Origin of the sequence: Cellulomonas sp. Leaf395, assembly GCF_001424125.1 — a bacterium.
GTDB lineage: Bacteria > Actinomycetota > Actinomycetes > Actinomycetales > Cellulomonadaceae > Cellulomonas.
This window is the reverse complement of sequence record NZ_LMQI01000001.1, coordinates 268,658-287,901: the sequence shown is the minus strand read 5'-3', so window position 1 is coordinate 287,901 and position 19,244 is coordinate 268,658. Positions and strand designations below refer to the sequence as shown.

Genomic DNA, 19,244 nt, shown 5'->3' with positions numbered 1-19,244 from the left:
CGCCGCGTTTGCACTAAGTGCATCGATGCACTTAGTGTCGCCAGATGCTCGAGGACCCGCCGGTGGCCGGCCGCCGCGCCGCGCTGCGCGAGCGCCACCACCGCTCGATCGTCGACGCCGCCGCGACGCTCATGCGTGAGACCGGCGGGACGACGTTCACGGTCGACGAGCTCGCGCGCCGTGCCGACGTGTCCCGGCGAACCGTGTTCAACCACTTCGACTCCCTGGACGACGTCGTCACGACCGTCTGCGGCGAGATCCTCGGCACCGTCTTCGACAGCCTCGAGGCGCACACCGCGGCGTCCACCGGCGCCACCATGTTCGACGAGCTGGCGCACGCGCTGACCGCGACCGACCTGGTGACGCCGATGGCGTACCTCACGCGCGTGCTCCGCGGCGGCGGCGACGAGCTCACGCCACGCCAGGCGGCGATGGTCGGCCAGGCTCTCACCGACGTCAGCCAACGCATGTCGGCCGAGCTCGTACGTCGGCACCCCGACGCCGACCGGCTCGACGTCGACCTGCTCGTCGGCTCCCTGATGAGCGGGGTGCTCGTCCTGCACCGACACTGGTGCTCAGCAACCGGTGGCGGCGACGACACGCGCTCCCGGGACGTCTGGGCCTACCTCGTCGAGCGACTGCTCACGGCGGTGCGCACCGGCCACGCCGACGCACCGGCGTCCGGCCGAGCGGCACCGGACAACCACCCACGGCCCGCACCCGCACCGATCCTGACGTCCCTCCCCGACCGGAAAGACCACCATGGCTGAACTCCTCTACCGCCTCGGCCGCAGCGCCGCCCGCCACGCGCGCGCCGTCGTCGCCACGTGGTTCGCGGTCCTCGTCGCCGTCGGCGTCGCGTTCGTCGTCGCCGGCGGCACGCTCGCCACCGCCTTCTCGATCCCCGACACCCCGACCGCCGAGGTCACCGAGATGCTCGCGACCGAGCTCCCCGAGGCCTCCGGCGGTTCCGGCACCATCGTGTTCTCCACCCAGGACGGTGAACCGTTCATCGCCGAGCAGCAGGCCGCGATCTCCGAGCAGGTGGCGGGTGCGGCTGACATCGCCGGCGTCGAGGCGGTCGTCGACCCCTTCGCCACCCAGGCGGAGCTCGACGAGCAGCGCCAGCAGGTCGAGGCCGGTCAGGCGCAGCTCGACGAGGGCAAGAAGCAGCTCGAGGACGGTCAGGCGCAGCTCGACGCGGGCACGGAGCAGCTCGAGGCAGGTCAGGCGCAGATCGATGCCGGACAGGCACAGCTCGACGCCGCCCGCGCGCAGGCAGACGCAGCCGGAGCGGCCGGCGCCGCGCAGGCGGCGCAGCTGGACGCCCAGCAGGCGCTTCTCGACGCTCAGCAGGCGCAGCTCGACGCCCAGCGTGCCGCCGCGGAGGCGCAGCAGGACGCCATCGACGCCGGGACCGCCGAGCTCGAGACGCAGGAGCCGCAGCTCGAGGCAGGCGCCGCCCTGCTCGACATGGCCGCGGAGGTCCGCCTGGTCTCCGAGAACGGCAGCGCCGCGGTCGCACCCGTGACGTTCAACGTCGCGGCGATGAACCTTCCGCAGGAGACGAAGGACGACCTCATGGCCTCCTTCGAGCCGATCGACGGAGTCGAGACCGACTTCTCCGCCGAGATCGCGGGCGGCGTGCCCGAGCTCCTCGGCCCCGGCGAGGTCATCGGCGTCGTCGTGGCGGGGATCGTCCTCGTGATCATGCTCGGCACGTTCGTGGCCGCCGGCCTGCCGATCCTCACCGCGCTCGTCGGTGTGGGCATCGGTGCGCTGGGCGCGATGTCGCTGTCCGGCGTCGTGGAGATGGTGTCGGTCACCCCGATGCTCGGCGTGATGCTCGGCCTGGCCGTCGGGATCGACTACTCGCTGTTCATCATCAACCGGCACCGGCGTCAGCTGAAGCAGGGCTACGACGTGCACGAGTCGATCGGCATCGCGAACGGCACCTCGGGCAACGCCGTGGTGTTCGCGGGTGCGACGGTCCTCATCGCGCTCCTCGCGCTCAACATCACCGGCATCCCCTTCCTCGGGCTCATGGGCACCGTCGGAGCGTTCTGCGTGCTGGTCGCCGTCCTCATCGCGGTGACGATGACGCCGGCGCTGCTCGCCATGATCGGCACCCGCGTGCTGAACCGCCGCGAGCGGGCAGCGCTGACCTCGGCCACGGACGTCGACGGCGGCGTCCTGCCGGCGGCGGCGTCGGCGAAGCCGCTGCGCCCGATGTCGACGCCCGGTGCCGTGCTGCGTGCCCTGGCGTGCGTCGCTGCGCTCGTCGTCATCGCGCTGCCGGCCTTGGAGCTGCGTCTCGGCCTGCCCGACGGTGCGACCGAACCGCACGAGTCGACGCAGTACCGCGCGTACACGACCATCGCGGAGCAGTTCGGCGAGGGTCAGAACGGGACGCTCCTCGTCGTCGCGTCGCTGCCCGAGGCGCCCGCCGAGGGCGAGGAGACGGCCACGCAGGCCGAGATCGCCCAGCAGATCTTCGAGCAGGACGACGTGGTCGCCGTCGCGCCCTTCGGCACGTCCGAGGACGGCACGACGATCGCGTTCCAGGTCATCCCCGCCGAGGGGGCGACGAGCGAGTCCACCGAGGAGCTCGTCAACACGCTGCGCGACCTGACCCTCGACGGCGGTGTCGAGATCGGGGTCGCCGGCCAGGCCAGCGGCAACATCGACGTCTCGGCCACGCTTGCCGACGCGCTGCCGGCGTACCTGCTCGTGGTGGTCGGGCTCTCCCTGGTCATCCTGGTGCTCGTGTTCAGGTCGATCTTCGTGCCGGTCGTCGCGACCCTCGGATTCATCCTGTCGTTCTTCGCCGCGCTCGGCGGGGTCGTCGCGATCTACCAGTGGGGCTGGCTGTCCGGCGTCTTCGGCGTCGAGACACCCGGCCCGGTGCTGAACTTCCTGCCGACGATCCTCGTCGGCATCCTGTTCGGCCTCGCGATGGACTACCAGCTGTTCCTCGGCTCCGGCATGCGGGAGGCGTATGCGCACGGCGCTCCCTCGCGCATCGCCGTCGTCCAAGGGCTGCGGGCCGGGAGGTCGGTCGTCACCGCCGCGGCGATCATCATGATCGCGGTCTTCGGCGGGTTCGTGTTCTCCCACTCCGCGATGATCCGACCCATCGGGTTCGCGCTCGCGTTCGGCGTGCTTGTCGACGCGTTCGTCGTCCGCATGGTGCTGATCCCGGCGCTCATGCACCTCGCCGGGGACTGGGCGTGGTGGCTGCCGCGCTGGCTCGACAAGGTCCTGCCGGACGTGGACGTCGAGGGTGCCGCCCTGGAGCGTCGCCACCCGCACGAGCACGAGATCGCGCAGGGAGTCGCACGGGAGACGGCGGCCGAGCCGACCGCCTGAGCAGTCGACGGGAGAACCTCCGGTTGGGTTGGGCTTGTCGAAGGCCCATACCCACCGGAGGGCCTCTGTCCTCACGCTGAGGCCGAGCTCGACTGGCGAGGTCGCCATCTGCTCATCGGCCATGTCCTGGACCCGCTTGCCGGCCAACTGGTTCGGGCCAGCAAGACCACCGCGGGTGCGCTAACGCACCCGGCCCGGTGAGCTTGCCCACGTTGACGTCAAGAAGCTCGGACGGATGCCTGACGGCGGTGGCTGGCGTGGACGAGGCCAGACTCGCGACGCCCACACCACCCGGAAGCCGTCGTCGCGGCGCTCGATGTGCACCGCCTGGTCCCGGTCCTTCGAGCCCTCGGGGTCGATGGTGACGAACGGGATGTCCGTGGCGTCGGACCGCTCTCCCTCAGGCACGCCGGCCGCGGCGGCCTTCGCCTCGTCGAGCACGTGCGCCGGGAACTCCTCGGGCACGCCGAGCTCCACGCGCAGGGCGGCGAGACCGCGCCGCACCAGCACGTCGACGGCTTCGCCCTGCGCCTCCTGCGGCGGGCGGGCGTGCAGCTGGACGTGGCGTCGAGGCACGCCGCGAGCCTGCGGCGGCCCGACGCGCACGTGCTACGGAAGTGATCACCCACCTTTGTCCACAATGTCGGAAATGAACCATCCACGCATTGGTGTGATGTCAGACACATTGAGCGCACAATTCCGTCGGAGCTCCGACTGCCGCATTTACGGCAATACCGGGCACGATGTCGACATCTTCACTGGTCACATCGCCGGGGACCGCTCCCAGCCGGCTCCCAGGCCACTCATAGGGTCACGATCCGCATGAACCCGGGCCCACGAACCGGGAGAAACGCCCGATAAGACCGCTAATACTTGCTGTTCGCGCAGTTGCCCCATGCGCCTTTCGAGGGTGCTTGTGCGACCTTTGACCCGATCTCTGGAGCCACTGATGAATGTCGTCCGTCGACCCCTCCTGCTCGCGTCCGTGCTTGTCGCGGGGCTCTTCTCCTCCGCCGCGGTCCCGCTTGCCGCCTCGGCCTCGACCCCCGTCGCAACAACGTCCACGACGTGTGCACCCGCGGCCGTCAACACGCTGGTCGAGGGCCAGTCGCTCACGGCCGGCAAGGTCCTGACCTCCGCGAACGGCCGGTTCAAGCTCACCATGGCCGCCGATGGCTCGCTGACACTGGCGAACACCTCCACGGGCGGCCGTCGCTGGGTGCAGCAGGGTGGCGCGGGCGCGCACCTCGACCTGCGGACCGGTGGCAAGCTCGTACTCGTCAGCGCGAGCGGGTCCACCATGTGGTCCAACGGCGTCGCGGCGACATGCTCGGCGGTCTGGGTGCACGACGAGGGGTACATAGTCTCCAGCCACGGCACCGTGGTCGACTGGAAAGCACCGAGGAGCACGGCCACACTCACCGTCCCCCCGGCGCTCGCCCCGGCACCTGTGCCGACGCCCATCCCGACCACGACGCCGACGCCCGTCTCGGGCCGTGACGTCACGCAGCTACCGTTCTCGTCAGCCGCGCCCTGGAACACCTCGATCGGATCCGGCGCCACGTTCGAGTCCGCGTCCGGCCCGATGACGAGCAAGTTGTCGCTGACCACGCCGACGGTGAACTCCGCACGGTGGTCGATCGCAGTCTTCTACGCCACGACGAGCGACCCGATCGCCACGGTCACCAACCCGAACAACGGCCAGGTCGTGCAGGTCCGCGTGCCCCGCAACACGGCTCCGACCTACGGCACCGACAAGCACGTCGGCGTCATCCAGCCCGACGGCGTGACCGCCTACGAGTTCTACAAGATGACCAACGTCGGCACCGACCAGTGGACCTCGACCCGCATCGTCAAGCAGGACCTGCGCTCCGACGGCCTCAGAGACGGTTCTCGTGCGTCCGGCGTGTCGTTCTTCGCCGGCCTCATCCGCACGCAGGAGCTGAAGAAGCTCTCGATCAACCACACGCTCGCGCTCGGGCTCTCCGACGCCCAGCTGAAGAGCGGTCCAGTCTGGCCGTCCCGCACGCAGGACTCCAACGGCACCACGGCGTACTCAGGCTCGATCCCGATGGGTCAGCTGTTCTCGATCCCGAGCTCGGTGGACCTCAGCAAGCTCCCCCTGACGGCCGAGGGCAAGGCGCTGGCCCGGGCGCTGCAGAACTATGGCGCGCACGTCCTTGTGCGCTCGTCCACGCAGGCGCTGTTCTGCGAGCACACATGCGACGCCACGCAGGCGGCGAACATCAACAAGGACTGGAAGATCCTGTCGCCTCTGATGCGAGCCGTCACGAACAACTCCGCGACTAACGTCGGCGGCGGAGGGACGCCACTGGTGCCTGCTCTGCCGTCGGCGGGCTAACCCGCTCCGCAACGAGACGGGCCCGCTCCCTGCGTGGGGGCGGGCCCGGCCGTTCGTCTCCCGCTACCCGGCCGAGGGTGAGGCAGCTTCGAGCCACGCTCACGACGCCCGCACCACATCCCGCGCGCCACCGACCCCGACACGGTCGAGCTCATCATCGAGCTGCGCGGCAAGCTGACCGCCGACGGCCTGGACGCCGGCCCGCACACCATCGCCAGGCACGTGACCTGGCACCACGACCGCATCGTGTCGCCCGCCACGACCTGGCGGCACCTGCGAGCCGCCGGACTGCTCGACCCGACCCCGTCCAAACGTCCCCGCTCGTCCTACACCGCTTCGAGGCCCACCTGCCCAACCAGCCGTGGCAGACCGACTTCACCCACGTCCGGCTCACCGACGGCACCGACACCGACGTCCTGACCTTCATCGACGACCACTCCCGGTTCGTACTGGCCTGCACCGCCCACCACCGGTTCCGCGGGCACGACGTCGTGACCACGTTCCGGACCCGCGATCAGCGACAACGCGATCCCCGCCGCGGTGCTGTCCGACAACGGGACGGTCTTCGCCACCCGCCTGGCCGGTGGTCGCGGCGCCGCAACGCCTTCGAGTCCGAGCTGGCCCGCCTCGACATCGAGCAACGCAACTCCCGCCCGACCCCCCTGCGGGAAGGTCGAAACGCGTCCAGCAGACCCTCAAGAAGTGGCTCGCCGGACGCTCCACGGCGACCACTCTGGCCGAGCTGCAGTCCCTGCTCGACCAGCGGCCCGAGCGTTACAACACCGCCCGCCCGCACCGCTCCTTGGCCGGCCGAACTCCCGCCGGCGCCTCCGCCGCCCGCGCCAAGGCCCGACCCACCAGCCACGACAAACCCCACCAACGAGTCCGCTCAGACAGCATCGACGCACACGGCGTCGCCACCATCCGCCACGCCGGCAAGCTCCACCACATCGGAATCGGCCGAACCCACGCGCGAACCCACGTCATCCTGCTCATCCAGGACCTACAGATCCGCGTCATCGACACCACCACCGGGGAGATCATGCGCGAGCTGATCCTCGACCCGACCAGGGACTACCAACCCCAACAACCACGACAGCCCCGAACCTCGATGGGTCGGGCTGTCGCTGATGTCTTGCGACATCACAGAGCGGAGGGCGTGGTGTGTTCCGTCAGGACATAGGAAACGCATCTCTCACGACATAGGAGACACGGCACGACCAGAGTCGGGTCGTGTCGAAGCTCAGACTGGTCATCACCGCGGTCGTGCTCGAGGGACGCTCGCAGGCCGAGGTCGCCCGCGAGTACGGGATGTCCAAGGGCTGGGTCAGCAAGCTCGTGGCCCGCTACCGGGCCGAGGGTGAGTCGGCGTACGAGCCACGCTCACGACGACCTGGCTCGACGACTGCAACCGGTTCGCCCTGCACGTCTCAGCACACCGACGCGTCACCGCACCGATCGTGCTGAGCACGTTCCGCAAAGCCGCAGCCCAGCACGGCATCCCCGCCTCGACCCTGACCGACAACGGCATGGTCTTCACTACCCGCCTGGCCGGCGGACGCGGCGGACGCAACGCCCTCGAACACGAGCTCGCCCGCCTCGGCGTCGAGCAGAAGAACTCCCGCCCGAACCACCCCACGACCTGCGGAAAGGTCGAACGCTTCCAACAAACCATGAAGAACTGGCTCCGCGCCCGACCCGACCAACCCGCCACGATCGAAGCCATCCAGGACCACCTGAAGACCTTCGTCACGACCTACAACCACGACCGACCCCACCGGTCCCTGCCACACCGGGCCACCCCCCGCGACGCTCTACACCGGCCGACCCAAAGCCCTGCCCGCGACCACCCGTGACCCCGCGACCCACGAACGCGTCCGACACGACCGCATCGACGACACCGGCGTCGTGACCATCCGCCACGCCGGCCAACTGCACCACATCGGCATCGGCCGAACCCACGCCCGAACCCACGTCATCCTGCTCATCCAGGACCTGGACATCCGCATCATCAACGCCAGCACCGGAGAGCTCCTACGCGAGCTCACCCTCGACACCACGCGCGACTACCAACGCCAACCACCACGCCCCGGAACGACGAAACGGGCCGAACCATAGGTTCGACCCGTTTCCGATCTCCTGAGAGATCACAGAGCGGAGGGCGTGGGATTCGAACCCACGAGAACGGGGTTGTCCCGCTCCAACGGTTTTCAAGACCGTCTCTTTCGGCCGCTCAGACAGCCCTCCCGCGCGGGACGAGCCCGCAGCGGCACGAGTCTCCCACAAGCCCTCGCACGACTATGGTCAGGAGATGCGCCGACGCGGCATGGGACCCGCGACGACCGTGCTGACCGCCCAAGTCGTCGCGGCGACCCCCGAAGTCGCCAACGCGCTCGAGTTCGAGCCGCACCAGAAGGTGCTCTTCCTCTACCGGGTACGCAGCGCCGACGGCACCCCCATCTGCATCGAGCAGGCGTGGGTGCTCGTCGCCCTGGTGCCCACGCTCTTCGACGACGGCCCTCCGGCGAGCAGCTACGAGGCGCTGCGCGAGCGCGGGCTCGCCGCGAGTGGGGCGAGGACACGCTGTCCCCCGACGAAGCCACCGACACCGAGGCGTCCCTCCTCGAGCTCGGCGACGCCCGCGGCGATGTTCTCCCGCGCCTGCTCCCGCGCCGACCGCTGCAGCGTGTGGGTCCGCGTGCGCGCACCACGGCCCGCGCTGGTCCCAGGACGCTAGGCCGCGACTTCGAGCCCGCAAGACACCGACCGCAGGAGGACGACCATGAGGCCGCAGAGCAGAGACCAGGCGGCAGCGATGCTGGCGACCCTCGGAGGCGGCGAGAACATCGCGCCCGCGTCGAGGGCCACCACGGGGCAGACCGGGGAGCGCCCGCCCAGAGCGGACGCGTCCCAGCTGACGACGACCTGGCCGGCGGTGACGACCGGGCCCTCGGCGGCGTGCAGGGTGAACCCGGCTCCGCCGAGCTCGACGGAGAACACCCTCACGCGCCTCACGCGGCCCGGCGACACCGTCACCGCCGGCGAACCGTTGTTGTCCTGGGCATGACCGTTCTCGAGATCGCCGTCCAGGATGTCTCCGGCGCGGTCGCGTCCGCGTCGCTCGGAGCCGACCGTCTCGAGCAGTGCGCCGCGCTGGCCGCGACCGGCGGGATCACGCCGTCGGTCGGGCTGATCGACGCCGTGCTGGCTGCGGTTCCCGGCACCGTCGGCGTGCACGTCCTCGTCCGCCCGCGCGCGGGCTCCTTCGTCTACTCCGCCGACGAGCTCGACGTTCAGGTCAGGGACGTGCGCGCCGCCGTGCGCGCCGGTGCGGCCGGTGTGGTGATCGGGGCGCTCTCTGCGACAGGTGCCGTGGACCGTTCCGCCGTCGCTCGCCTGGTCGACGCCGCCGACGGTCGGGAGGTCACGTTCCACCGGGCGCTCGACACCGTCCCGTACCTAGAACCCGCCCTCGACGACCTCATCGCGCTCGGCATCGCGCGCGTCCTCACCTCCGGCGGTGCCGCCCGCAGCATCGACGGCCTCGACCGGCTCSCCGCCGCCGTCGCACACTCCGCCGGACGGCTGCAGGTCATGGCCGGTGGCGGGGTGCGGCCCGCTGACATCCCTGCGCTCGTCGCCGTCGGCGTCGACGCGGTGCACCTGTCCGCGAGCCGGCACGTCGACGAGTCCGGCGGACCTGGTGGCGGGTCGGACGGGTACACGACGACGGATCCCGCGCTGGTCACGGCCGCGGTCGCGGCACTCGGCCGTGGAGCGGCCGCGCAGTAGATCTCATGTACCCGACGTGACGGCGAGACCTCAGATGCCGTGGACGGCCTCCAGTCGCCCGGTGCTGATCGCCGCCAGGAGCGAGGCATAGTCCCGCTCCGTGCGGTCGGCGTACTCGACCGCGAAGGTGGCGAAGGCCTCGTCCGCCGCCTTCGAACCGCCGAGGTACGACGCGATCGCGACCCGGTCTCCGGAGCGCGCGTGCGCACGGGCGAGAGTCCAGGCGCAGAGCCCGCCGTACTGGCGAAAGCCGTCGGGCGTCATCTCCTCGACCACCGCCGAGCCCTTCCAGTCCCGCAGCTGGCGGATGTAGAAGTCACGCTCGATCCCGTCGATCCCCGTGTTGCGCTGCCAGCCGAGCATCGTGTCGCTCGCCGCCTGCATCAGTCGCTGCCCCTCCACGACCCGCTGCCCCGACTGGGTGTACTCGCTGGCACCGAGGAACTGCTCGAGCACAGACACCTGCGCTTCCTTGGCCTGCAGGACCAGGAAGTCGCTGTCGTCGACGCCCTGGAGCAGCACGATCCAGGCGCGGGTTCCGACGCTTCCCACGCCGACGACCTTGCGCGCCATGTCGACGACGCGGTACTGGTTCAGCAGGTGCTGACGGTCCGGCTGCAGCGACGACCGGTAGGCGCTGATCAGCTTGCCCATCGCCTCCGTGAACTCGTGCGCGGCGGTCTCCCCCAGGAGCTCGACCAGGGTCGTCACCAACGGCGGGTCGGACAGGAACCGGCGCGAGCCACCGACCACTTCCGTCAGCTTCTCGACCGCCTTCAGGTGGTCGCGCGACCTAGCCTTGCGCACGGTGGACTGGGTCTTCTTCTGCTGCGCCTTCCCGAGCGTCGAGCTGAACTCGCGCAGGTGGTCGTCGACGTCGAGCCGGGCGTACCAGACGTCGAGGTTCGGCTGCCTGGCGAACGTCCGCATCGCCGTGCGGTATGCCTTGGCGATCTCCAGCAGGATGGACCGCCGCTCCTTCGTGTCGATGTCGAGGCCCCGGGCGGCGATCTCGGCGCTCGCGACGAGTCGCTTCACGTCCCACTCGAACGGTCCGGGCAAGGTCTCGTCGAAGTCGTTCAGGTCGAACAGGAGCCTGCGCTCCGGAGTGCCGTAGAGGCCGAAGTTCGAGATGTGGGCGTCTCCGCAGAGCTGCACGTCGAGGCCGGAGTCGGGGGTGGCGGCCAGGTCGGACGCCATGATCAGCGCGGCCCCGCGGTAGAACGCGAACGCGGACGTCGCCATGCGGCCGTACCGGAGCGGGACCAGCTCAGGGACCCGCGTCGTCCCCTGCGAGACGAGGAGGTCGATCGGGTCCGGGCGGGTGTCCAGGGCACCCAGGGCGGCAAGACCGCTGCGCGGGAGGAGCACCCTGGCTGCGTCTCCCCGGGACTCGCGCTGCGCACGGGTCAGGTGAGCGACCGGGTCGGCTGCCCGGCGGCGGTCGGGAGTGAGGGAGGGAACTGGGTGGATGGCGCCGATGTCGGGGACGGCGTCGGGTCGCGTGCTCTCGGTCTGCGTCACCTGCTGAAACTAGGCCGGAGAGCAGCCGTGCGAAAGAGGCGCGCGGCAGGTTCAACCGGCCCGCTCCCACCAGAGCGCCGGCCACCCGGGCGAGACGACGGTGAGCCCGTGCAGGGCCGATGCCTGGGCGAGCTGAACGTCGTACGTCGCGACGCCCCCGACACCGGGGTGGGCGAGTGCGACCCCGAGGTGGAGCGCGATGAATGCCGGCAGCACGCCGGACACCTTGGTCGCGGCCCGCAGCGTCTGGTCGGAGAACCGGACGACCTCCACCCGGTCCTCGACGTCGTGGGCGACACCGTTCGCCTCCACGCCGCGCGGCCGGGCGATCCGACGCAGCTCGGTCAGGCCGAGGGGGGTCGTGATCAGCTCGTCCTCGTGCTGCGCGGCCCAGGCCAACCACTGCGCGCGACAGGGGGCACCGTCGAGGTACCGGGACAGCGCGGACCCGTCGGCGTAGACGCGCGGGGTGCTGACCGTCGGACGGGCGCCGGGGCGACCGACGGGCGACGCGGAAGACACGGGAACCGAGACGTCCGGGGGCGGAGCGGAGTCGGGACGTCGTAGGTCGAGGTGCGCGCTGAGCTCCGCCGCGGACGCGTCGTCCGGTGCCCGGCGGGGCTGCGGCAGCACAGGACCACCGTCGTCGTCGCGCGCAGGCGGCGGCGGGACGGAGGACGAGTCGGGCACCTCACCATGATGGCTCACGGCGTCAGGCGACGACGGCGGCCGGCCCCTGCAGGGGCCGGCCGCCGTCGGGTGAGACCTGTCGGGTCACCGGCTGCGCAGACGCTCCATCGCGAGCTGCACGAGGGAGATCAGGGCCTGCTTGGTGGCCGCACGGGAACGCGCGTCCGTGTAGAGCACCGGAACGTGCGCCGGGATCGCAAGCGCCTCACGGACGTCGTCCAGCTGGTGCTTGGCGATGCCGTCGAAGCAGTTGACCCCCACGACGAACGGGATGCCACGGCTCTCGAAGTAGTCCACGGCCGGGAAGCACTGGTCGAGCCGGTCGGTGTCGACCAGCACGACGGCGCCGATCGCACCACGGACCAGGTCGTCCCACATGAACAGGAACCGGTCCTGGCCAGGGGTACCGAACAGGTAGAGCCAGAGCGACCCCGGCAGTGCGATGCGCCCGAAGTCCATCGCCACCGTCGTGGTGGTCTTGCGGTCGGACACACCGCCGGCGTCGTCGACGCCGAGCGAGTGCTCGGTCATCGCGGCCTCGGTGTTGAGGGGCTCGATGTCCGAGATGGAGCCGATGAAGGTCGTCTTGCCGACGGCGAACCCGCCGGCGACGACGATCTTCACGACGGTGGGAGCGACGCTTCCTGCCGTACCCGCCGGAGCGGCCACAGCGGCGTCAGAGGGCGGAAATGCCATTGAGAACACTCTCCAGCACGCTGAGGGACAGGGCAGGGGACTCACCGGTGTTGACCTCGACCGGCTGTGAGGTGTGCACGCGCACGTACTGCTGGTCGGCGAGGTCGGACACGAGGATCCGGATCACACCGAGCGGAAGGTGGAGCAGAGCAGAGAGCTCGGCGACCGAGATGTAGTTCGACGCGGCGTGCTGCAGGATCGCCCGCTTCTCAGGCGGCAGACCCTGGCTCGTCACGGCACCCGGCATCGCCTCGACCAGCGCCTCGAGAGGCAGGTCGGAGCGCGCCGAGCGCACGCGGCCACCGGTCACGGCGTAGGGCCGGACCGTCCTGGCCTCGTACTCGATGTGCTCGCTCATGAGTCAGTCTCCCTCGCGGCCTCAGGCCACCGGGGCGCGGGTCGCGCCGTCGACAGGGAGCTGACCGCGCATCTCGGAGATGAGCTGCGGGGTGAGGGTCGCCTCTGTCCGAGAGACGAGCATCGCCATCTCGTAGCCGATGAGGCCCACGTCGCAGCTGGCCTCCGCGACGACGGCGAGGACGGAGCCGTTCGAGACGCTCATGAGGAAGAGGAACAAGTTGTCCATCTCGATGATCGCCTGACGCACCTCCCCCGCACGGAGCTGGCGCGCGGCGCCACGGGTCAAGCTGGACATCCCGGAGACAATTGCTGCGAGCTGGTCGCCGCTGGTGCGGTCGAGCTGCTCGGACATCGCCATGAGAAGACCGTCCGCAGACACCACGAGTGTGTGGCGAGTGCCGGGCACGGTCCGGACGAAGTTGTCCAGGAGCCAGCCGAAGTTGGCTGCCTCGGTGCTGAGCGCGGTCACACTTCCTCCTTGCTGGTGCAGTCGATGACTGCGTGGTCAGACGCCACCATGGCGGTGACGACGGTTGTGGGATCAGGGGCTTCCATCAGCTCACGCCGTTCTGGCCGGACGGGTCCTCCATGGCACGACGGCCACGAGAAGTCCCGGACTGGAAGCTCGACAGACGCGACCGGAGCTGGTCCGCATCCCGCTGCACGGGCTTTCCTTCGTCCTCGGCGACGGTCGTCGCCGGGACAGCTGTGGGGACACGCTTGGTGAGGCGCTCCTGGTTGCCACCCGTGACAGACGGCCGGTAGGCCGACAGCTGGGAGAGCTCGGACAGCGCCTGCTCCTGGATGTCCGACCGGAGGGCGAGCATCGCCGCCACCTCGTCGTCGAGCGTGCCCACCCGAGGTGCCACCGACGGCGGCAGCGCGGGCTGCGGGACCGTCGCGGACGGCGCGGCGTTCGCGCCGGGCCGTGCGGCCCACTCGGGGGGCGCCCAGGATCCTGTCGAGACAGGCTCGAACGAGGCGGAGGGCTGCGGCACGGGCGCCGGGGCCGGCGGAGCCGACCACGTGGTCGACGCCATCCACGACTGCGACGAGTCGGCACCGGTGGGCGACTGCGGTGCGGCAGCGTCCGCCGTCCACGCCGAGGTCCGCACGGGGGCGACCTGGCTGGCGGGGGCGGGAACGTCCTGCACCGGCACGGGTCCGGAGACCTCCTGAGCGACGTCGTCACCCTTCTTCCGCCCGAACAGGCTCCACTTGCGGCGGCCCTTGGCGTCGCCCGACTGTGCCCGCGACGCCGACTCGACGACGTCCGCGAACGGAGCCTGGGCGGTCGGAGCTACCTGGGCGGGAGCGGTCGGGTCCCACGCCGGGGCGGCGGCCTCGGGCGCGGCGTACGCGACCGGGGCCTCCTGGTCGACGGGTGCCTGCAGTGCGGGCTCCGGCTCGGCGGCTGCTGCGGCCTCGATCGGCGTGAACACCTGCGTCGGCGCCTCGACCTGGTGCGACGTCTGGAACGTCGGCCACGCGGGCACCGCCTCTTGCGCGGGAGCGGCCCACTCGGGCGCCTCCTCCGCGACGAGCTCGGGTGCGACGGCGGCCTCGGTCTCGACATCGACCTCGGTCTCGGTCTCGGTCTGCTCAGGCTCGAGATACACCGGGCTGAACGCGACACCGTCGACGACCTCGAGCACGGGCTCGGCGACCGGCTCGACCTCGGTGGCAGCCTCGACCGGCTGCTCGGCCCACTCAGGCGCCTGCCAGGTCGGCGGCTCCCACGCGGGCACGGGCCAGGCGGAGTCGTCCGCGGTCGGGGCCTGCTCGTCGACCTGCTCGACGGGTGCCTCGACCGGCGCGGCAGCCTCCGGGACGATCGCCATGGCGCCCGTGTGCCACGCACGAGCCTCGTCGAGCGTGCGCTCGAACGGCTGGTGCGGCGCGGGCACGTCGGCGGGTGCGCCCCAGCCGGCGTAGCCGCTGTACGACGTGAACGACCGGCTGGGCTCCTGCGCGGCGGGGGCGGCGGCAGCAGTGGCTTCGACCTCCTCCTGCGGCGCCGGCGTGGCGGAGCGCGACGTCAGAGCGGCGAGGGTGTGCTCGCCGACGACCGGCGCCTCCCAGGTGGGCTCGTCGTCGACGACCGTCTGGTCCCAGGCGGATGCGGCGGCGGCAGGGAGCTCCCAGCTGGGGGCCTCGGCGACGACGGGTGCGTCCCACGCGGGAGCCTCGTCGGCCTTGAGGTCGTCGTCCCCTGCGGAAACCTCGGCGGCGGGGACCTCGGCAGCGGGGACCTCGGCCTCGGGGACCTCGGCAGCGGGGACCTCCCAGACGGGGGTCTCCGGGGCGGCGGTGGAGTCGTCCCAGACGGGGGTCTCAGGGGCGACGGTGGAGTCGTCCCAGGCGGGAGCCTCCGCGACGGGCGCCTCCCACGTGGCGGTCTCGGCGACGGGTGCTTCCCAGTCCGGAGCGTCGGCGTCGGCGACAGGGACGTCCCAGCCGGACGCTTCGGCCACGGCGGGTGCCTCCCAGGCCGGAGCCTCGGCAGCAGATTCCTCGACCGGCGTGGCGTCCCAGGCCTCAGTCGGCTCCCATGCGGGTGCCTCCTCCTGCGCCGGGGCCGCCTCGGCACGCGCGGCCTCGTCGTCGGCGACGAGGGCCGCAGCGGACGCGACGTTCTGTGCCTCGCGGTTCTCGGCCTCCTGCGCCTCCCACGAGTCGTCATCGTTCACGAGCTGCGGGACGACCATCGGCTCGACCGGCTCGTCGGGCGCAGCGTCTCCTGCGCTCGACATCCACGGAGCACGGACGGCGTTCGCCTGGGCGGGCAGCTGCGCGCGCTCGTGGTCGTCGGGCTCCAGGCCCGGGACGACGAGGCTCTCGCCGGTGTCGGAGGTCGCGGTCTCGGTGCGTCCGCGGAAGCCCGAGAACAGTCCGGCACGGGCGGCCGGGGCGGGAGCAGGGGTGGCTGCGGTGGCCGCTGCGGCAGCCGGCTCCTCCGGCGTGGCCCAGGCCGACGTGGAGGCACGGCTGCGGCTCGGGAGCCCGCCCTTGAGCGGCGCGACCGTCTCGGGCTTCCAGTCGGAGCCGGCACCGGAGATCTCGGCGGCGATGTGACCGTCGGGCGCCTCGGGCAGGACGAGGTTGTCCTCGTCGAACGTCTTCTTCGACCGGCTCGGCAAGCCCGTGGACTGGGCCATCTGGGTGACCGGGATGGGACCGACGCCCTCGTCGGCCCCGTCGTCACGACGGCGGCGGGGCAGGCCGAGCGACGTCTGACCGTCGGTCAGCGCAGCGAGGTCGACCTCGTCGACGACGGGTGCCTCGATCTGCGGCAGGCCCGTGTCGTTGGGCGGCGTGGCCAGGGCGGCGGGCGCCCCGTTGCCGTAGAGGTTGGTCTCCGTCATCACGAACAGCGTCGCGGGGAACCGGACGATGGTCTCGGTGCCCGTGCCGTGGGCGGACTTGAGCAGCCGGACCTCGGCACCCAGGCGCTGGGCGATGCGGCCGACGACGAAGAGGCCGAGGCGCTGGTTGCCCAGGGAGTCGCTGGCGGACGTCGAGGCGATCTTGGCGTTCGCCGACTCGAGCTCCACGTCGTTCATGCCCAGGCCCTGGTCCAGGATGCGGACGATCACGAACTGGCCCGAGACACCGGTGGTGACCGTGACGGGCGTCTCCGGCTCGGAGAAGATCGTCGCGTTCTCGAGCAGCTCGGCCAGCAGGTGTGCGGCGCCGAGGGCGTTGAAGCCGTGCATGTGCGGGTCGACCTGCAGGTCGAGCTCGACCCGGTCGTACTGCTCGATCTCCGAGGAGGCCGTGCGGACGACGTCGGACAGCGGCATGGCGTCGCGCAGTCGACGACCGGAGTCGATGCCGGCGAGGACGAGGAGGGACTCCGCGTTACGACGCATGCGGGTGGCGAGGTGGTCGAGGCGGAACAGGTTCGCCAAGGTGCTCGGGTCTTCCTCGGCACGCTCCAGGGAGTCGATGAACGACAGCTGGCGGTTGAGGAGGACCTGGTCGCGGCGGGCGACGTTGACGAACATCTCCGCGATGGAGCCACGCAGGGCGGCCTGCTCCTGGGCGACCTGGACCGTGGTCGAGTTCACGGAGTTGAACGCTGCGGCCAGCTGGCCGACCTCGTCGCGGGACGTCACCGGGATGGGCGCGAGCGTGATCTCGGGGCCCTCACCGGGGACGGCCACCTGCTCGACCAGTCGCGGCAGCTGCTCGCGGACGTCGGCGGCAGCCTTCGTCAGACGGCGCAGCGGGACGACGATGCCACGGGCGACGAGGAGGGCGAAGAAGAGGGAGGCCACGAGGGCAGCGACGACGATGCCGATGGTCACCAGCGCCCGGGTCTGGGCCTCGTCCGCCGCCTGGCTCGCGATCTCGTGAGCGTTGTCGAGCACCTCGCTGTTCAGCGTCGAGAGCGAGCCCAGCTGGCCCTGGATCTCCTTGAGGTACGACGGGATGCTGACCAGCGCGAAGCCCTGGGGGTTGCCCTGCGCGAGCATCTCTCGCATGTGGATGAAGTTTCCCGACGGGTCCTTGACGGGTAGCGCGAGACCCTCCACGTCCAGCGTCTCGAGGGCGTCCTTGGCGCGGCCACGGGCCAGCTCGGTGGCTGCGGACTGTGTGCTGTACCCGCGGACCGAGGCAGGTGCCGGCGCGCGGGTGGTCAGCAGCGCCATACCGTCGATCATCTCGACGACCAGGTTGTCTGCCGTGGAGCCGAGCTCTCGGTACGCGGTGACGTACTGGGCCAGGTCGCGGTTCTCGAGGCTGCTGGCGACCTGCTCCATCAAGTTGAGCTGGCCCTCGATGATCGTGGCGTAGTTGTGGTCGATCCTGGCGCGCTGCGCCTTGGTGTCGACCGCCGCACGGACGTTCTCGAGCGCCTCGTTGTGCGCGAGCTGGACGTCGACGAACCGGTCGACGACCGGCTGCGGGAACTGGCTCAGGTCGAGGGCGGCCGTGATGGGCCGGACCGCGTCCAGCGCGGCGTCGGTCGCTGCACGCGCCTTGGCGATGTCCTCGGGTGAGCCGCCGTTGAGCGTCAGGAGCCGCTCTTCCTGCAGCGAGGCGGACACGGGCGTGTAGGCCTGCAGCGTCGTGATCACGCTGTCGGCCGCCTTGGCGTACCGCAGCTCCTGGATGGCGTTCCACGAGATGAACCCGCCGGCTGCGAGCAGCACGATCATGGGGACGGCAAGGACAGCCATCACTTTGGCGCGGATGCCGAGCCGTCGCAGCATGTCGTTCCCTTCCGTCTTCCGGCAACGGGCGTTGCCACCATGTCGTACCGGTCGTGCACGTTCGGTCAGCTGACCGACGAGGTGTCCCGTTGGCGTTCATCGGCTGTTGGACATCGGACCATTAGCCCGCGGCAGAGTTTGCCACGGACCTCACCCCCCGGGATACGGCGTCATGGCACCCCGTGCGGTTGTCATGTGCTAGCAGCGGGCCGGACGGTCCTTCCGGGGCTACTGTGCGGACGTGCGAGCGGTCGTCATCACGAAGCCGGGCGATCCGGACGTCCTCGCCGTGCAGGACGTTCCCGATCCTGTGGCGGGTCCGCGCGACCTGGTCGTGAGGGTCGCGGCGGCCGGCGTCAACAGAGCCGACCTGCTCCAGCGGGCCGGCCACTATCCGCCGCCGACTGGCGCGCCCGCCTGGCCGGGCCTCGAGGTCTCGGGCACGGTCGTCGCGCGCGGGCACGGCCTGGGCCCCGACGACCCCCAGGTGGGCGACCGCGTCGCGGCGCTGCTCGCGGGCGGCGGCTACGCGGAGCTGGTCGCCGTCCCGGTCGGGCTGGCCCTGCGACTGCCCGACGACCTGTCGACCGTCGACGCCGCCGCGTTGCCCGAGGGTCTGGCGACGGTGTGGTCGAACCTGCGTGCCGCCCGGCTGGCACCCGGGGACAACCTTCTCGTCCGGGGCGGCTCGGGCGGGGTCGGCGTGGTGGCGGTCCAGCTGGCCCACGCCCTGGGCACGCGCGTCCTCGCGACCGCGGGAGGTCCGGAGCGCACCGCCCGCGTCCTCGCCCTCGGCGCCGACGCGGCGCTCGACCATCGCGAGCCCGGCCTCGTGGACCGGCTGCGGGACGCGACCGACGGGCACGGTGCCGACGTCATCCTCGACGTCCTGGGCGGCGGCGGGCTGGCGGAGAACCTGGCGATGCTCGCCGACGACGGCCGTCTCGTGGTGATCGGGATGCAGCAGGGTCGACGCGGCGAGCTGGACCTGTCGGTGCTGCTTTCCAAGCGGGCGAGCGTCGTGGGCACCCTGCTGCGCTCGCGCCCGCTCGAGCAGAAGGTCGCGATCATGGACGGCGTCCGTCGGCACGCGTGGCCGTTCGTCCAGGACAGGTGGGTGCGGCCGGTGGTGCACGCGCGCCTCGGGTTCGACCAGGCCGCCGACGCCCACCGGATGCTCGAGTCGGGCGAGGCCTTCGGCAAGGTCCTCCTGATCCCCTGACGCTCCAGGA

Annotated in this window: 15 protein-coding genes, 1 tRNA gene and 2 pseudogenes; 9 read left to right on the top strand and 9 right to left on the bottom strand. The window is 71.1% G+C overall.

The window, feature by feature from the left end; translation table 11 throughout:
- Positions 1 to 44: 44 nt before the first annotated feature.
- Entirely contained in the window at positions 45 to 770 is a 726-nt protein-coding gene (locus ASG23_RS01400) for a TetR/AcrR family transcriptional regulator (protein WP_056019038.1), read from the top strand.
- On the top strand, positions 763 to 3,369 hold the full coding sequence (locus ASG23_RS01395) for an MMPL family transporter (protein ID WP_056019032.1): 2,607 nt from the start codon (positions 763 to 765) through the stop codon (positions 3,367 to 3,369). The genes ASG23_RS01400 and ASG23_RS01395 overlap by 8 nt, the downstream gene beginning before the upstream one ends.
- Before the next feature lie 180 nt (positions 3,370 to 3,549).
- On the opposite strand, the gene ASG23_RS20845 is transcribed toward ASG23_RS01395, so the two are convergent.
- Positions 3,550 to 3,945, bottom strand: a complete 396-nt coding sequence (locus tag ASG23_RS20845; RefSeq protein ID WP_157465465.1) for a hypothetical protein — start codon at positions 3,943 to 3,945, stop codon at positions 3,550 to 3,552.
- A gap of 373 nt (positions 3,946 to 4,318) precedes the next feature.
- Here ASG23_RS20845 and ASG23_RS01385 point away from each other — a divergent pair, with 373 nt between their 5' ends.
- From ASG23_RS01385 to ASG23_RS20830, 4 genes and pseudogenes are all read left to right on the top strand, one after another.
- Entirely contained in the window at positions 4,319 to 5,731 is a 1,413-nt protein-coding gene (locus ASG23_RS01385) for a hypothetical protein (RefSeq protein WP_056019026.1), read from the top strand.
- A 77-nt stretch (positions 5,732 to 5,808) separates the two neighbouring features.
- Positions 5,809 to 6,177: pseudogene (locus ASG23_RS20840) on the top strand (hypothetical protein); the annotation flags it as partial.
- Positions 6,093 to 6,914 carry an integrase core domain-containing protein gene (locus ASG23_RS20835; RefSeq protein WP_442856798.1) on the top strand — a complete coding sequence of 274 codons (822 nt, stop codon included), beginning with the start codon at positions 6,093 to 6,095 and terminating at the stop codon, positions 6,912 to 6,914. The pseudogene ASG23_RS20840 and the gene ASG23_RS20835, both read left to right, overlap by 85 nt.
- A 50-nt stretch (positions 6,915 to 6,964) precedes the next feature.
- Positions 6,965 to 7,849, top strand: a pseudogene (locus tag ASG23_RS20830) (integrase core domain-containing protein).
- A gap of 37 nt (positions 7,850 to 7,886) precedes the next feature.
- Here the strand turns inward: ASG23_RS20830 and ASG23_RS01355 are convergent.
- A tRNA-Ser gene (locus tag ASG23_RS01355) sits at positions 7,887 to 7,978 on the bottom strand.
- Between the two features lie 64 nt (positions 7,979 to 8,042).
- Between ASG23_RS01355 and ASG23_RS01350 the strand changes: the two genes are divergently transcribed.
- The gene (locus tag ASG23_RS01350; RefSeq protein ID WP_235520790.1) at positions 8,043 to 8,468 is read left to right on the top strand and encodes a UTRA domain-containing protein; all 426 of its coding nucleotides are present in this window, start codon (positions 8,043 to 8,045) and stop codon (positions 8,466 to 8,468) included.
- Here ASG23_RS01350 and ASG23_RS01345 read toward each other — a convergent pair.
- The gene (locus tag ASG23_RS01345; RefSeq protein ID WP_157465464.1) at positions 8,465 to 8,737 is read right to left on the bottom strand and encodes a hypothetical protein; all 273 of its coding nucleotides are present in this window, start codon (positions 8,735 to 8,737) and stop codon (positions 8,465 to 8,467) included. The two genes, ASG23_RS01350 and ASG23_RS01345, sit on opposite strands and share 4 nt — an antisense overlap.
- Positions 8,738 to 8,794: 57 nt before the next feature.
- Between ASG23_RS01345 and ASG23_RS01340 the strand changes: the two genes are divergently transcribed.
- Positions 8,795 to 9,523, top strand: coding sequence for a copper homeostasis protein CutC (locus ASG23_RS01340; protein ID WP_056019004.1), 729 nt, complete (start codon positions 8,795 to 8,797; stop codon positions 9,521 to 9,523).
- 30 nt (positions 9,524 to 9,553) lie between these two features.
- On the opposite strand, the gene ASG23_RS01335 is transcribed toward ASG23_RS01340, so the two are convergent.
- The 6 genes from ASG23_RS01335 to ASG23_RS01310 form a co-directional block, all read right to left on the bottom strand.
- Positions 9,554 to 11,047, bottom strand: a complete 1,494-nt coding sequence (locus ASG23_RS01335) for a DUF2252 domain-containing protein (protein WP_235520788.1) — start codon at positions 11,045 to 11,047, stop codon at positions 9,554 to 9,556.
- A 51-nt stretch (positions 11,048 to 11,098) separates the two neighbouring features.
- The gene (locus ASG23_RS01330; RefSeq protein ID WP_235520786.1) at positions 11,099 to 11,737 is read right to left on the bottom strand and encodes a type II toxin-antitoxin system VapC family toxin; all 639 of its coding nucleotides are present in this window, start codon (positions 11,735 to 11,737) and stop codon (positions 11,099 to 11,101) included.
- A gap of 84 nt (positions 11,738 to 11,821) precedes the next feature.
- A complete protein-coding gene (locus ASG23_RS01325; protein WP_056019000.1) occupies positions 11,822 to 12,433 on the bottom strand; it encodes a GTP-binding protein in 612 nt (203 codons plus the stop codon).
- Positions 12,414 to 12,791 carry a DUF742 domain-containing protein gene (locus tag ASG23_RS01320; RefSeq protein WP_055916477.1) on the bottom strand — a complete coding sequence of 126 codons (378 nt, stop codon included), beginning with the start codon at positions 12,789 to 12,791 and terminating at the stop codon, positions 12,414 to 12,416. The genes ASG23_RS01325 and ASG23_RS01320 overlap by 20 nt, the downstream gene beginning before the upstream one ends.
- A gap of 21 nt (positions 12,792 to 12,812) precedes the next feature.
- On the bottom strand, positions 12,813 to 13,262 hold the full coding sequence (locus ASG23_RS01315) for a roadblock/LC7 domain-containing protein (RefSeq protein WP_056018997.1): 450 nt from the start codon (positions 13,260 to 13,262) through the stop codon (positions 12,813 to 12,815).
- A gap of 85 nt (positions 13,263 to 13,347) precedes the next feature.
- On the bottom strand, positions 13,348 to 18,012 hold the full coding sequence (locus tag ASG23_RS01310; RefSeq protein WP_056018994.1) for an ATP-binding protein: 4,665 nt from the start codon (positions 18,010 to 18,012) through the stop codon (positions 13,348 to 13,350).
- 241 nt (positions 18,013 to 18,253) lie between these two features.
- Here ASG23_RS01310 and ASG23_RS01305 point away from each other — a divergent pair, with 241 nt between their 5' ends.
- Positions 18,254 to 19,234 carry an NAD(P)H-quinone oxidoreductase gene (locus ASG23_RS01305; protein WP_056018991.1) on the top strand — a complete coding sequence of 327 codons (981 nt, stop codon included), beginning with the start codon at positions 18,254 to 18,256 and terminating at the stop codon, positions 19,232 to 19,234.
- Positions 19,235 to 19,244: the final 10 nt, after the last annotated feature.

Bases quoted from the DNA above. Each gene is read 5' to 3' on its own strand.
- ASG23_RS01400 (WP_056019038.1), top strand. From the start codon at position 45: ATGCTCGAGGACCCGCCGGTGGCCGGCCGCCGCGCCGCGCTGCGCGAG.
- ASG23_RS01320 (WP_055916477.1), bottom strand. From the start codon at position 12,791: ATGAGCGAGCACATCGAGTACGAGGCCAGGACGGTCCGGCCCTACGCC.
- ASG23_RS01310 (WP_056018994.1), bottom strand. From the start codon at position 18,012: ATGCTGCGACGGCTCGGCATCCGCGCCAAAGTGATGGCTGTCCTTGCC.
- ASG23_RS01350 (WP_235520790.1), top strand. From the start codon at position 8,043: ATGCGCCGACGCGGCATGGGACCCGCGACGACCGTGCTGACCGCCCAA.
- ASG23_RS01325 (WP_056019000.1), bottom strand. From the start codon at position 12,433: ATGGCATTTCCGCCCTCTGACGCCGCTGTGGCCGCTCCGGCGGGTACG.
- ASG23_RS01385 (WP_056019026.1), top strand. From the start codon at position 4,319: ATGAATGTCGTCCGTCGACCCCTCCTGCTCGCGTCCGTGCTTGTCGCG.
- ASG23_RS01395 (WP_056019032.1), top strand. From the start codon at position 763: ATGGCTGAACTCCTCTACCGCCTCGGCCGCAGCGCCGCCCGCCACGCG.